Here is a 15,231-nt window from a genome sequence, read left to right as displayed (position 1 = left end):
TCCTCCTATTAATTAACTTGTTCGATTGAATTTGTTGTATTAGCATCTTTTGGGACTGATGTCCATTTACTAACTACTAAAATAGCGAGCAAAGAAGCAAGCGTTGCGGGAATTAATTCATAGACATAAGCAACATAAGGAGTGTTTATCCAAATAATCGCAACAGCTGCACCTGTAATCATCCCACTGAAAGCCCCCCATTTTGTAACTATGTTAGTGTATAAACTTAGAATTAATAACGGGCCAAACGCTGCTGCTAATCCTGCCCAGGCATATAACACTAATGCAAAAACCGCTTGAATATTCATTAGTGCAATTAAAGTTGCAACAACTCCCAACGCAAGCATGGTGACTCTACTTATTGTTAGATATTGCTTATCTGTAAGCTGCTTCTTAGAAACACTTTTAAAGATATCACTTGCGATTGCTTGTGTAGCAACCATTACTTGTGAAGAGAAGGTAGACTGGATTGCTGCAAAAATAGCTCCAAGTACAATTCCAGAAATTACTGGTGGCATAATTTCCGAGGTTAACTGTGGGAAAACATATTCAGCATCCGACAGATTTGGAATCATAATTCTCCCAATTAATCCGAGCAAGTTAGATCCTGTCATAACAATGATTACCCAAATCATAGCAATCATTGTCCCCTGGCGAATCGACTTGTCATCTTTTGCAGAAAGGAAGCGCTGTACTATATGAGGCTGTCCAGGCTCTCCAAGTCCAAAAGCTACCAGTCCGACTATAGCTCCAAATCCTACGGCACCAGCCGATCCCCCAGCGGAAGAAACAAGGATCGGATCAATGCTTGCGACCTGAGAAAAGAAAGAGTTCCATCCTCCGAGCTGAACGATCATATAAATTGGGAAAATAACGAGAACACCCATCATAATGAAACCTTGTACAACATCCGTCCATACTACAGATCGATAGCCCCCGAACACTGCATAACCCAGGACAAATGCTGCGCATAGAACAAGCCCAACATTAAAGTTTAAGCTTACAATGGAATCAAGCGCTTTACCTGCCGCAGTTAACTGAGAAGCCATGTAAGCAACAAAAAAGATTACGATAATAATACTCGCTGTGATTTTAAGTAAATGGCTCTTATCTTTAAACCGTTTTTCAAAAAAATCAGCTAAGCTTAGACAGTCATTATCCTGGCCATACTTCCTTAATTTCGGAGCAACTACAAACCAGTTTAATAAATAACCAAGCACAAAACCGGGCAACATCCACATCGTTGAGATCCCAGCAACATAAGAGTATCCCGCTGCCCCGATGAAGATCCAACCACTCGTATCAGTTGCTCCTGAACTGATTGCAGTAGCAACAGGGCCAAAGCTGCGGTCTCCAAGATAATAACCCGCTTCGCTTTTTGTAATGAAACGTTCTGCCATGAGACCTACTACAAACACTAAAATCAAATAAATAATAAAAGTTATAATCATGATTTGTTTTCCACCTCCTTTTTGTCAGTCCACTTTAGTAAAATAAATGTGGCAATGATACTTACGACCGGTACAATAATGTAAAAAAACGTGACAAGAAAAGGTACTGATTCTTTCAAATTAATCCCCCCTTAAGAATTTTTCCCTCACTATTCTATAAAGCAAGTTTCATGCCAACTTTCCCCCAGTTGATCTATCGGTATTTTCTAAATATTCAAACTCGTATACTAAAAAAACTACTCAAAACATTACTCATTTTAGAGTAGTTTTGAGCGAAACTATGAACTCCTTAAGTCCATACTTTTTAATTTTTTTATCCAATGTTTGTTGAGGAATGTCTAATTCACGCGCCGCCCGGGAGATATTTCCGTCTGTCTTCCTTAAAGCTTCTTTTATTAGTTTAGCTTCAAAACGTGCTACTTCTTTTTTTAGCAATATCCTTCCTTGAGAATTTGCACTCGATTGATGGGATTGCTTTGGCATACTGAGAATCGAGTGAGGCTGAACATCTTTCAGAGCAATTATATCCTTACTCGTTAAGTTAACAGCTCGCTCTATCATATTTTTCAGTTCACGAACATTTCCTGGCCAGTCATGATTTAAAAAGTATTCCATTGTTTCCGGTGTAATCGTCATAATATTCTTTCCAAGCCTCTTGTTAAAATAACTAATAAAATGTTCAACTAAATATGGAATATCTTCCTTCCTTTCTCTAAGAGGCGGAATTTCAAGATACAATACATTTAACCTGTAATAAAGGTCCTGGCGCATTTCTCCTGAATTGACTAACTCCTCTGGCCTTACATTCATGGCTGAAATCAATCTTACATTCACTGATATTTCCTTATGATCTCCAACTCGTCTAATTTTTCCTTCTTGCAAGACTCGTAAAATTTTCGTTTGTAAGGTAACAGGCATCGAATTAATTTCGTCCAGGAACAGGGTACCGTTGTTAGCAACTTGAAATAATCCAGGTTTATCTTCCGCTCCTGTAAATCCTCCTTTTTTCGTACCAAACAATATGCTCTCAAGCAAAGACTCTGGTATCGCAGCACAGTTCTGGGTAACCAAAGGTCCATTTTGATTTGCCTGGATTTCTTGAACGATAAGTTCTTTGCCGGTACCTGTTTCACCATAAATCAGCAATGGAGAAGGACTATTCGCCATTGTTTTAATTATTTCCTTGACCTTTTTGATAGAGGAACTCTCCCCAATGATCACTTTACCTTCTAGTGGTTCCTTTTCCTGCTTTTTAATAACACCCTTGCTCTTTCCAACTAAATCTTTTTTCGAAATCTCCTGAAGCTTTTCAGACATATCCCTTAGGCCTGAAATGTCAGAGAATATTTCAAACGCACCGACTACTTCTCCTCCCTTTAATATTGGGTAGGTAGATGTCACGGTCGTTTTTCTTTCACCCCGATAGGTGACAAAAGTTTGGATACTCTCTTTAATCGGTTTTTTCGTTTGAAAGACTTTTAATATCTTACTGTTTTCACGACTAAGGTCTGGAAAGATTTCAAATATACTTTTACCAATCACAGCATTCACTTTAAAGCCCATCGTTTTCGCAGCTTCATTCATATAAAAAGCCTTTAAATCCCGATTAACGATAATAACTCCTTCTCTCATAGAGGAGAAAATGTTTTCGATGTAATCTCTTTCTTTGAAAAAGGATTCAACATTAAGAGTATAGTCCATTGATGCTCATCCCTCCTTCTCAAAAACATCCTTATAAACTGATTATTTTAAACTATTATAACATCATCTTATAAATTTCTTACTGTACGTTTTACTGTATAGAAGTAAAAAAGAATCATTTAACAGAGTGCCTGTCACTTGTCGAATGGGCCAAAAACACATGGCCCCATAAATAAAAGGACCCGCTTTTAATCATAAAAACGGGTCCTTTTATTCAAGTGCCAGACACCTCCGACTAAGAATAATACTTTTATTTTAAAAATTAGTGTCGTTGTCTAATAAATCTTCAGTGTATCCGAATTAGTTATTGTTAAAGTACTCCTCCAGCATCCTCTTCATCTCTTCCTTATTCACCGCAAATTGCCTGTGTCGATGCCCGTTACTTCCTGATGGATGAGGAAACCCATTCAGGATCGGATTAGCAGGAATGTATTCATTCTCAGCCAGGAAGTTTAGTGCTTTTGTTACGTTCACTCCTAAGGGGATGATCAAAGGATTGCTTGATTTATTTATCGCTTCCGGAAAGCACTTTGTCAGATATTTTCTAAACAGCTCTGTTTTAACGATACTGGGAGTTGAGCCACTATAGTTCTTTCCCTTGTAAAAAACAGGATAAGGAAGAACTGACGTTGTATGGATCAGATCGTTCGCCTGTCCAAAAAGCTCAGTTGAGGATGATATCCCAAGGTATTTATGTAATCCCAGCTCGTCTAACATCGCAATAAGGTTCTTTCTCATCGGACCTTCAAAGCTAGAGGTCTTCTTCACTTCCTGTAAAATCTTTTCATCCCCTATTGCTTCGTCCTTTAATTTCCAAACGGTAGAAAATGTCTTTTTCATCTGATGGAGTCCCGGGGTTATCCCTACGATCACTACCTTTGCATTTTCGTTTATGTATTCAAACGGGGCGTAGTATATTTCAAGGTGCTTCTCTGGGTCTTTTTCGAGTAAGAATTGATCGGTGAGTAGTGATGCTTCATCGGTTGGAGGTGTTAAGGAATTTATTTTTTCTTTGTATGTATCGAACATTGAGTAGCTGGCGATTGTCATGGTGTTGTCCTCCAAGAATGAAAATGTTAAATCAATGTACAAGCTGGTCCATACTTGTTGTTTAGAGCGCCTTTAAACCTACTCTTATCTACATCTGGAAAAGCTTTTTCCCACTAGGCATATACATTAAAATTTTGGGATTCTCCCTTTTCATTAGTTAACTTTACTATGTGAAAACCGTATTCATCCTTGCACCTGGTCATAGGTCTATTGCTTCTTAATGAAATTACTCTTCCAGTTTCCGTAATTTTATACTACTTTTCGTAACCTTCTATTGCTTTCCTGATCTCTTTCATATAGTTTCTCCCTTCCAGTCTAATAATAGCTTATCGAATTTGCCAAAGAATTAAATCGCTTTTCTTAATATCTGTAATTTCCTTATCAAGGTACTTTTGATCGAATAATTTTATCATTGAGTTACTTTCTGGCATTCTCATAAAATCTGTATACCAATTTTGAATTTTTTCATATATAGAAACGCATTCTTTCACTCTTATCTTTTTTATAATAGGCTGGTGGTTTTAACCCCAGGTTGTCAAGCACTACCGTCTCCCATACAGGAAGATCTGGATTGATTGTTGCAACAAGCTTACTGGAAAACGATGCTTCGACTCTGCCATGTACATTATGTTTGTGTTGAAGTGTATCTCTAAACGAAGGTGAACGGTCTTTATTATCTTCCATAAATGAATAGTAAGTTTCATAAAACTCTTTCGGCCTCTGACGTATTCTATAAAAGCCATTATAAGCTTTTTGAAAATCTCTACTTTCCGTTATGTTTACCTCGTTGATCACTTTTCTTATATTTACATATTTGTCGATTTATGGTTTTGTATTAACAAGTTCTTGGTTTATTGTTATTTCATCCCAACTCAAAAATTCTAACTCCCTGTTTACTTTCTCTTTGTACTGAATTCTCCTATTATCATAAAAGACCTTCCAAATTTCCACGTTTATCTTTTGTCATGAGGTATAATTTAAAGTAAGATTTGTTAAAAAGGAGGGATGTTATGCAAGATTCAGAAAAGAGAAAAGCAATTGAAAAATTCCTTTTAGACATTGATGTTCTAGATGATATAGAATCCCGGCTAGCTAACTTTAACGTATTTGAGACATTAGGCATAGTTAATACTGAAATTCGACATAGCAATGTTCTTAGTTGGTTATTGAACCCAAAGGAGAATCATGGACTTGGTGATACTTACATAAAAAAATTCATGCAAGAAGTTTTTTATCATAATCAATTTAACTTAACGAATTCTAACATTACCTTACTGGATATCTCTTTGATGGATTATTACACCTTCTATATTCGACGGGAATGGCGGAATATTGATTTGCTAGCTTTTTCGGAAGAACATAAGATAGTCATGGTGATAGAGAATAAAATCTGGAGTAAAGAATCGAAACATCAGTTGAAGAAGTACATGGAGATCGTTTCCAAAGAATTCCCAAGCTACAGCAAAGTATTTCTCTTTTTAACACCTAATGGTGATACTCCTAGCGATGAAGAAAATTGGTTAACCATTGATTATAACTACATATTAAATACTTTAGAAAAGACAGTAGCCTTAAGAAAAGATTCAATTAGTCAGTCGGTATCAATTTTCATAACCCAGTATATTGAAGTGTTAAGGAGGTATATTGTGGGAGAAAATGAACTGGAGAGAATTTGCAAGGAAATCTATAGCAAACATCAAAAAGCCCTTGATTTAATATTCGAATATAAACCCGATACAGCTTCTGAAATAGGAAGAGAAGTTCACGCTTACCTAGAAAACCACTCATTCATTATTAAAGATAAATCAAATAAAAGGTATATTCGATTCACTACTAAACCCATAGATATGAAAATTGAAAAAGAAGGCAGCGGATGGACAAGCACTAATAGAATTTTTTTATTTGAACTACAAAATTACCCAGATAAAATTCTTATGAAAGCCATAATTGGCCCTGGAGAACAGATAATAAGAGAAAAGATTCATTTCTTAGCAGAATCTAAACCTAAACTATTTAATAAAGCTAAAGGAACACTGTCAGGACAATATAATCAAATATATTCAAAGGAGTTAGTTAGTAGGAAATACTATGAAGAAAATGATGTAGAAGCCGTAAAAGATAAAGTAATAAAAGAACTTGATAAGTTTATCAGCAAAGATATGGCTGCAATTGAAAAAGAGGTAGTGGATCATTTCTAACATTCAATTGATTGTGGTATACCTTAAAAAAGGAGCACGCAAGTTATGAATAGATTCACCTTGACGCACTCCTTTATTTAGACTTGTCTCCAACTGATTTTTCTTACTGTTAATATGTTGGTCAAGAAATAACAACTGCCATCTTATCCACTTACTTATTGCTTTATCGTGTTAAGCATTTCTGTCATCTCTTTGAAAAGGAGTGCCTGCCACCTGTCGAATTCGACAGGTGGCAGGCACTTTTCACCTTAAGGATACCGGTGATGAGCATCAAAAATTACCAAAAAAGGACTAAATTTCTTTGAGGTTAGTTTTAATAAAAAACTAGTCTATTTTATCTAGAATGGTACTTCAATAGCATCCCCATAAATATGACTTAAAACATCCACCTCATACTCACCGTAAGAAGGATCTAAACGGTTTCCATCCCAACGATGTCCGAAGACCTCTTCAACAAGGATTTCCATTCCGCCTTCAGCGTATGCTTCTAGTTTCTTTCTGGCTTTTAAACGAAATTCACTGTCTTCGAAGGCTTCGATGTTTTTTCCAATTTCCATATCACTCAGGATGATAGAGTAAGCTGTGGCTTTTTGTCTGGTGGTCAGGTAGTTGGTACGAAATTCTCTTCCGTGACCGCTGAATTTGATCTCTCTGTTCTTTTTAAAGCCTAGGCTTGCACAGAGTAAGAACAACTCTTGGTACTTTATTTCATATTTGTCTTTGAAGAGAATGTAGATCTCTTCGTACTTTTTACTTGTATATAGTAAGGCTTGATCCATTAAAAAGTCCATGATTTTTACCCCCTTGTTGCCATTGCTTCGTTTATATTCATTGGTACGATTTTGGAATGGCCGTTTGAGATTTGGTCAAGTTTGTACCATTTTCCTAATTTATTTGTGGCCTTGAATCTCATTTCTTCTGTTTTAGATAGCTCAGTATCTGTTAATAGCAGAATCCACTGAGATGTTAATCCAGGGATATTGTCAATCAAGTGATCCCTGTTATTTCCACTGATCCTTCCGAATGGTGTATCCATAAACAACGGGAAGTTGATATCCGAAGATCCTCCTGCTGCTACTTTTGCCAGTGAAGTGATAAAGGAAAGTGCAACAACCTGGCGCTGCCCTTGTGAGATATCCTGGGTAATGTCGACTCCATCCCAGCCTAGTACCTTAATTTCGTATTTATCATTGATGTCAATTCTGTTAATAAGCTCTTTATCTTTCCGATCAATAAGCTCTTTGAAGATTGCTGTCGTTTCCTTTGTGAGCTTGGTTCTCATTTCGTCACTGTATTCATTGAATACTGTTGCAAATTTATCTTTAAGATCTTCGATGTACTGAAGAACCTTAGAGTCGATGCGCAGGCTTTCGTTTTCACGAAGCAGGCGGCTGAACTCTTTCTCTTTAGCCAGTAGATCCTTTTCTTTTTGGGAAAGTTGATTCTTCAGGCTCTCAATTTCAACTCCCAACTGATGCAGCATGGTCTTTTTATCCTTTAACGTTGCCTCAAGCTGTTTCAGGTTTTCCTGTTCCTGAGCTTTGTCCGCAATCTCAGTTTCATATTGCTGCAGCTGCTTGTTAATTGTCTCAATTCCTTCTTTAATTTCCCTGAAATCAGCAAGCTTCTGGTTCATACCGTTCTTAACTTCCTCTTCTTCGAGAGTGAAGTCATGTATACCTGATGAAATTAAAGAGATTAAAGGAGTCAGTTCAGAACGTTTGTAGTTGTTTTTCAGCTGTTCTACATACTGCAGGTTTTCCATGTGCAGGCCTAAGTCATTGTTACAGCATGCACATTTATTTTCACGAAGAGATTTTTCAATCACTTCAATAGGAATAAGGTCCTTTTGATCAACCAAAATCTGATCAAGGTATGTTTTAACAGACGGATAATTATCTTTCATAAGAATATTGAATCCATTTGCAGACAAGGCATTCTTGATTTCGTCCTTTTTACTCTTAGCCAGTCTGATTTGTATGTTTTTCTTTTCTACTGCTGCCGCATGCTTTTCCTGGATTTTTCTTACATCTTCATTTTCAGCAAGCCTGCTTTCAATGTCTTCGATTTCACTTGCACAGGAAACCTTATTGTTTTCTTTATACGTTATTTTTTCTTCTGTATTTTCGATGTCCTTCTTAAGGTCATCGATTTCATTTTGCTTGCGGTTTAAGTCAAGGCTTTGAGATCCATCCAGAACTCTTCTCTTTTCCGAGTTCTGCAATTTCTTCAAAATGCCAATCGCATTTTCCAGCTTGTCGATTTGAAGAAGCTTTACTATCCCTTTCTTTACTTCCTCTCTTACTTTTGCATCACTTTTGGCCAGTGTTTCGATCTTCTCAGCATCAAAAAGGAAAAAGTCCTTAATGCTTTCATCTAGAATGCCATTCATAATGCGAGAAACTTCCGCTGGATCTGTAATTCCGTCAGCACTGTAGTTTCCTGATTCATCCGTAACGTTTAAGGATACTTCTTGGATTCGCTCTTCGATCGACTCTCCTGTTTTAAGTCCCATTACCGCTCTATTTAATTCATACTTTTTACCAAAGTATTCAATTTCAACCTTTACTCTAGCTTCAACAGGCATGTTTGCATTTTCTTCAAGGGCAATAAAGTTAACAAGGTGAATTCGTTCTTTAGGATTATCCTGTTGTATGTGAGTGCTCCCATATAAGCCAAACATAAGAGCGCGGAAGATTCCGGTTTTTCCCTTCCCGTTTTCACCAAAAATAATTGTGATGTTTTTATCATCGTAAGAAAATTCAATGGTCTGGTTACCATAAAACTGTCTAAAATTCTTGAGAGATATTTTGAGCAACTTCATTATTCTTCCTCCTCTAATACAATCTCCCTGATTTCATCACGGATGAGTGCCTCAATCTGTGTATTGGATTTTGTACCAGATTCCAATTCTTTCATTAATAGTTCAGCTAGGTATGAGAGTTCGCGTGGAAACTCTTCTATTATCTTATTTAGATCCTGATTGATTTTCATTCATATACCTCCATCTTCTTAAACTCTCTGTATACTTCCCACGGCAGCTTGTCCATTAGGTAATCCAAGGAATATCTTTTAAGCTCTTTGCCTACAACATCTCTGGCATTAAAGTTATTAATTGCAAAGCGTGAAAATTCTGCAAACCGTGGGAGCTCCTTAGATGCAATTGATTTAAACATTTGATCATTTACATTTTCAGGAAGCACAACAAAGTCATATATTTGAGCCAGATTTTTGTTCGGATACTTACGTAGAATCCGCCCTCTTCTCTGGACAAATTCACGGGGGTTGGAAGTGCTCGCCAGAAAGTATGCTACCTTCGTGCTTGGTACATCCACGCCCTCGTCCAGACATTTTATAGCAACCAGTATCTGGATAGATCCTAAGTCAAACGATTCAAGAATTTTCGCTCTTTCTTTCATTGGAACCTCTGAATTAAACCGGTGAACACGGTATCCCAAGTTTGCAAGGTTACTGGTGATCAAATCAACTTCCCCAGGTGCGCAATACACAAGTGTGTGCGAAACCTCTTCTCTCTCTTTTTGGTCAAAGATCCGGAAAAGTGCCTCTTTTTTGCTTTCAGCTTTACTGATAAGTAGACTTCTTTTCCGGTTGACTTCGCTGATCTCTTCTTTATTTGTTTTTTCATCACTGTATAAATGAATCAGCCTCTTTGTAAGCTTTTCATAACCTTCAACTTCTTCATCTGTCAAGTCTACAATTAAAGGATTATAAATATATTCAGTAAGAGCTCCATTTTCAATGGCTTCTTTCATATCATATTCATAGACAGGTGGTCCAAAAAACTCTTCTATGAAATTGGTTCCTTCCTCATCCCACCACCGTTCTGGTGTTGCAGAAAGCCCTAGTTTGGCTTCCATTTCAGCTAACTTGTTCTCTCGCAGGCTCTTCACACCAAAATAGTGACATTCGTCCGCGATGAGAAAGCTCTTTCCTCTCAACTTTTCTATCAAATTATTAAACTCTGGAGAGGCAGCTGTTTTATAGGTCGTGATAGCAACATGCTTTTCGATTAGACCCAGGTTGAAATCTCGTACATCTGTTTGAAGCTTGTTCACCCAGGATTTTTTTGCTCCAAAACAATGAGTGAATTTTTTGTAATTTAGCTCTTGACAATTTCTCTCCCATTGGCCAACCAGATGTGTGAAAGGAACGATAATCACTAGAAAAATCCTACCTCTTTGTTTGAAAAATTCATTGGATATAAGCAGACTTGTAATAGTTTTACCAGTACCAGTTGCCATTTCCAAGATGCCATGCCAGTTATTATTTACTACAGCGTCAATCGCTTCCTGCTGATATGGACGGGGTTTAATCACTTTACCTGGCAATTTGATTTTTGCGCCCTCCTTTTTATATCCGGCAATCTTCTCCTTAACAATGTTTGGGATCTCAATGACAGATAACCCATTGGTATTGTCAGACCAGAGATTTTCAAAGTCGACAACCATGTCCTCTATCCGTTCCTGGTCACTTCCCCGCCAGAACACATCAATTTTTTCAAAGTTATTCAGGATTCCACCGACTGTCTCATTGGCTGAGCCGGAGAAAGCGACACGATTACCGTCTTTATCATAGAAGATTCCAAACTTTTCATGATATAAGCTGTTATTTTTTGTGAAAGCAATTTTTATGTCGAGCTTACCCTGATATATCAGCCAAGCTAAAGTGTTCAACGCATCTTCTCGAATGGTTTTTTCGCTCATCTCTATCTGTCGCAGGAGAGCCTGTGAAACTACGTCAGTCTTAGCTTGGTAGCCTAAGCGAATGGCTTCTACATCTTCCACGGTCAGATATGGGTTAGCTATCATTCTGATAGTACCTTCCCTTTCAATGAACTCCTCCAGCCCTTTGGCAATCACACTTAAGCTGCTGCTGGTGAAGTAACCAACTGCACGGTCGTAGTGAACAGATTCCTGTAGGCATTTCTCATAAAAATCCCTATGTATCTGGTCATTGTCAGACCGGTATTTATATTTAAGATTTAAGTCATATAAAGACATGAATAACGCCTACCTTAATGAAACAATTCCAAGATTATCGACATTTACAAGATTATCTATGTTCTTTAATTCATGTGGAAGAACCTTGCTTGAAGGGCTGTCCTGTTCTCTTACAATCCCTCTCTCCACAAGGAAGTCATAAACGTTTCTCTCGTGCATGTTTCCTTCATATTCATTTTTCAAAATAAAATGGACTAATTCCTCAAAGGAAGTAATTGGACTTTCCTTCTTTACCAACACGATTTTATCATAGCGATAATCACTCATAATCTTCGTTATCTGGCGGTATCCATGTTCAACAAGAATACTTTTCATGAGGTGTGCATTCCACCTTAGTCCAATACTCGGAAGTCTTCGCTTGTATCCTTTCAGCTTGCTTAATGAGACATATTCCTTCCCTGCTCTTGCTTGTTCAACAAAATCGACAAGTTCAGTTACAATCGACTCGGTTACATTTATTTTTGTGGCAGGATAGAGAACCCCCATGTCAATTTCAATAAACGCGCGCTGATTCAGCAGCCTTTTCAGCAAAGTTGCAGCCATGACAGGCTTGTATCCATTCTCCACAGCAAAATCCTGTAGTTCTTGTCTCGTTGTTTCCCTGTCAAAATGATCAATTATCACTTCTTCAAAGCTTGTAAACTCGCATCCGTCATTATACAAAAAGTTTGAATGTCCTTTTAACTCCGGCATTAGAACTTTTAACACTGCAGCAAGTTTTCCTGAATCATCTATTCCTTTTGAGTTCACTAAAGGAGATAATTGAGGATTAAATTTCATTTCTTTCAGCAGTGCACCCATTGTTATGTATCCAGCTTGGGCCATGCTTCTTTCAGTAAGTTCTATTAAGAGGGATTTCTCTTCTGGAGTTATTCCCAGCCTTTCAAAGGTGATAACTTTATTGGTTCCCCAAGACATCATTTTGTTGGAGTTTGAAATACCAAGATCAATTTTGTATTGCTGCCAGCGGAGTTTTTCCATTAACTCGCTTTTACCACAGTACCCGCCAAATTCCTCTATAGCTCTTAATAAACTGTCCTCAATATTTAGCTTGTCAGAGTCAGTCGGGAAGATATTCAGAGTGTTTCCTTTACCAATCGTATATTCTTCATCCAAGTAATATTTGATGATGGAGTACAAGTGCAGTTTGGTTTCAATACCCAGTTCCTCCAGCTTTTTCTTGAAGTGGGTAAATACCTCTTCAATATTCACTACATCGGTATTTTTAAAGCGTTCTGACAAATAACTACCAATTTCTGATACCAAGGATTGATTAAAGCTTTCATCATCAAACCACATGAATGTAGAGCTATCAGTCAATATAATCTTGTTAGAGTATCTCAATCGTGCATCTAATGCACGTAGAGAACAATCAAACCGATAGTTCAAATACTTGTTTGCTAAATGCTGAAGATGCACAAATCCTTCTTCATCTATGCGAAGTGGTTTTGTGAGAAAATTAGAGAACAGAATCTCTAATACATCAAGGACTGTTAAATTTTTCCTGGAATAAAATTGCCCATAACTTTTAAAACCGAAATATTGGAGAAGAGCTGTAATCATTGGCAAATCAGGCTCTTGAATACCGAGTGATTCCAGAACTTCTTCCAGAGAAGATTCGAACTCACTGAAATAAAAGACAGCTGGAAGGTCAGCAATAAATTCATCGATTGCTTCAAAGTTAATCTTCTTGGCATGTGTAAAAAAGAATACATCCAACATTTCAGTGTAGGTTAAGCTGCCAGTTCCATCTTTTAGAATTTCAATTAAATATTCATTACCAGATCCTAATAAATTAAGTAGTTCTTCTCTTGTAATAAATGTTTTTGTGGTGGAAAGGAGTGATGATACTGCATAGAAATAGTGTTGGGCAAGGTACCAATACACTTTTTTTTCTGCTTTCTTGGCAATTTGCCTAACCCTTTCTCTTGTTACATTGAAATATTGGCCAGTTTCTTCCAATGTTAATTTATCGCCGTACCGATAGTGAAGAATTCTATACTGGTTCTCCTGTAAAGTAGATTGAACGTCCTCAGCAAGAATGCTTGGATGTTTCGCTTTCTTCAATTTACTTTTCAATTCCATTAACATTTCAGTCGGTAAGTACTCATTAACATCCTCTATCTTCTTACCTTCTATTTCATTCAGCGTAAGGGGGCTATGTATCTCACCCTCCACCTTAAATGCAACCATTAAATCCCTTACTTTATAATCCTTTAGGTATTCAAACAATTGGCTGCTCTGAAACTCTACAACATTTGTAATAGGGTTTTCTGATGAATTATTCTTTAGAATTGTTTTGATATCCTCAAACTTCTTCTTGCCCACTCCTGGAGTTCTGGAGAATTCCTCCAGGTGGTCCAGGGTTATTTCATTTAATCTAGTAATATTTTTTGCTTCACAAAACCTTCTGAATAAAGCATATTTATTCTCTATAATTACGTCTGATATTGGAAGAACCGAATTATACAGTTTAGCGTCAGGACTTGGCTCAGGTAATGCTGAATATTCTTCTAATCTTTCTTTTACTACATTCAGCCTTCCTCTTCCCACCCCTTTGGAATTAGAATACTCCTCCAGATTCTCTTCAGTGATTTCACCTATATAATTGATACCTTTCTTATGGCAAAAGCGCCGAAAGCTATTATATTTATTTTCCTCAAACACCATATCCACAGAACAATTTGAAGCCGATACTTGATCTTCACGGCCATAAAGAGTATTAGACTTAACTGCTTCAAGGAGCATGTCAAACACATCCGCCACTTTCTTCTTCCCGATACCCGGGCTTCCAGCAAAAGTATTTAAATGAGACTGCTCAATGTCATCAATAGTATTAATCGAATTTTTCTTGCAAAACTCGAGAAAGCGGCTAAATTTATTTCCCTTAAAAAGATCCTCTATTAATTTCAGATCCTGCCCACTTTCCTGAAGACTCGAACCAAAATATACACTGGGAAAACGCTCCAAGAGCTCTTCCAATTCCAAATGTAACAATTCAAAATATTTCTGCTGGACATCCTGGATCTTCCCTGAATCTACTCCATCGGAATTTCCGAACTCTTCTATTATCTCATTCGTTATTTCAATAAGATTGACTAACCCCCTCTTATCATAGAACTCCTTAAATAAAGAAAAATCATTCTCACTAAAAACAAAATGTATAGGCGTATGCCTGAAAAAACAATTAATTTTCGAAAGCAAAGCCTTAGAGTTTTCTTTTGTAGTAGAAGTATTTTCGGAAGAGATAGCCGTTTGGCTTTTGTTGCTTTCCGTGTTATTCAGATTGAAACCAGCATTTATAAACTCTTTCTCCAGCTGGGTAGTATCTATATTTCCATTAAGTGTTTTGAAGCCACTTAACGGAAGCTTATGAAAAAACAGATCACTTTGCACATTAAATCTTTGTACAAAACCAGACAACCCAAATCGAGAATAATCCACATTTTTATAATTTCCCTCATTATTATCGGCTAAAATATAACTTGTAATGGTGGGAGAATAATTTGGCAACAAACTGTTAGGCTTTTCTGTATGAAACGAAAAGCACCGTAATAAAAGCTCATCTTTCAATTTCAGAAAAAGTTCCCGGTCTTTCACGTAAAGTGTACGCAAATAATCTAAAGAAACTTTATTTTTTTCTACTCTGCCATTTTTAATTAAGGTATCAATATTATTGCTATGTAATTCTGTAATTTCACTTATATTATCAGGGAATAGTATGTAATCTTTCATATAATCACTCCGTTTATTACATTCCTGTTAAATATTTTACTATATTTTGGTTAATTGATCTACAGATGCAAAAAT

The 15,231-nt window shown here is 36.9% G+C and carries 10 protein-coding genes; 1 reads left to right on the top strand and 9 read right to left on the bottom strand.

Annotated elements, in window-relative coordinates; translation table 11 throughout:
- Nucleotides 1–8: 8 nt before the first annotated feature.
- The 4 genes from FCL54_RS14845 to FCL54_RS14835 all read right to left on the bottom strand — a co-directional run bounded on the left by FCL54_RS14845 (nucleotide 9) and on the right by FCL54_RS14835 (nucleotide 4,202).
- Nucleotides 9–1,451: a sodium/proline symporter gene (locus tag FCL54_RS14845; RefSeq protein ID WP_138127520.1), complete on the bottom strand. Its 1,443-nt coding sequence runs from the start codon at nucleotides 1,449–1,451 to the stop codon at nucleotides 9–11.
- Entirely contained in the window at nucleotides 1,448–1,570 is a 123-nt protein-coding gene (locus FCL54_RS24635; RefSeq protein ID WP_281281381.1) for a hypothetical protein, read from the bottom strand. The genes FCL54_RS14845 and FCL54_RS24635 overlap by 4 nt, the downstream gene beginning before the upstream one ends.
- Before the next feature lie 133 nt (nucleotides 1,571–1,703).
- Nucleotides 1,704–3,152 carry a sigma-54 interaction domain-containing protein gene (locus FCL54_RS14840; protein WP_138127519.1) on the bottom strand — a complete coding sequence of 483 codons (1,449 nt, stop codon included), beginning with the start codon at nucleotides 3,150–3,152 and terminating at the stop codon, nucleotides 1,704–1,706.
- A 300-nt stretch (nucleotides 3,153–3,452) separates the two neighbouring features.
- Nucleotides 3,453–4,202, bottom strand: coding sequence for a hypothetical protein (locus tag FCL54_RS14835; protein ID WP_138127518.1), 750 nt, complete (start codon nucleotides 4,200–4,202; stop codon nucleotides 3,453–3,455).
- A 1,010-nt stretch (nucleotides 4,203–5,212) separates the two neighbouring features.
- Between FCL54_RS14835 and FCL54_RS14825 the strand changes: the two genes are divergently transcribed.
- Entirely contained in the window at nucleotides 5,213–6,400 is a 1,188-nt protein-coding gene (locus tag FCL54_RS14825; RefSeq protein ID WP_138127516.1) for a PDDEXK-like family protein, read from the top strand.
- Between the two features lie 338 nt (nucleotides 6,401–6,738).
- On the opposite strand, the gene FCL54_RS14820 is transcribed toward FCL54_RS14825, so the two are convergent.
- From FCL54_RS14820 to FCL54_RS14805, 5 genes are read right to left on the bottom strand one after another with little or no spacing between them, the layout of a single operon-like run.
- Nucleotides 6,739–7,191, bottom strand: a complete 453-nt coding sequence (locus tag FCL54_RS14820; RefSeq protein ID WP_138127515.1) for a hypothetical protein — start codon at nucleotides 7,189–7,191, stop codon at nucleotides 6,739–6,741.
- Nucleotides 7,192–7,196: 5 nt separating this feature from the next.
- Nucleotides 7,197–9,224, bottom strand: coding sequence for an AAA family ATPase (locus FCL54_RS14815; RefSeq protein WP_138127514.1), 2,028 nt, complete (start codon nucleotides 9,222–9,224; stop codon nucleotides 7,197–7,199).
- A complete protein-coding gene (locus tag FCL54_RS24075) occupies nucleotides 9,224–9,394 on the bottom strand; it encodes a hypothetical protein (protein WP_171016864.1) in 171 nt (56 codons plus the stop codon). Before FCL54_RS24075 ends, FCL54_RS14815 begins: the two co-directional genes overlap by 1 nt.
- Nucleotides 9,391–11,421, bottom strand: coding sequence for a DEAD/DEAH box helicase family protein (locus FCL54_RS14810; protein WP_138127513.1), 2,031 nt, complete (start codon nucleotides 11,419–11,421; stop codon nucleotides 9,391–9,393). Before FCL54_RS14810 ends, FCL54_RS24075 begins: the two co-directional genes overlap by 4 nt.
- A 9-nt stretch (nucleotides 11,422–11,430) precedes the next feature.
- A complete protein-coding gene (locus tag FCL54_RS14805) occupies nucleotides 11,431–15,156 on the bottom strand; it encodes a sigma factor-like helix-turn-helix DNA-binding protein (RefSeq protein WP_210238531.1) in 3,726 nt (1,241 codons plus the stop codon).
- Nucleotides 15,157–15,231 lie beyond the last annotated feature (75 nt).

The organism is Exobacillus caeni (genome assembly GCF_005747095.1).
Taxonomy (GTDB): Bacteria; Bacillota; Bacilli; order Bacillales; family Guptibacillaceae; genus Exobacillus; species Exobacillus caeni.
This window is presented reverse-complemented; position numbering and strand designations above follow the sequence as displayed.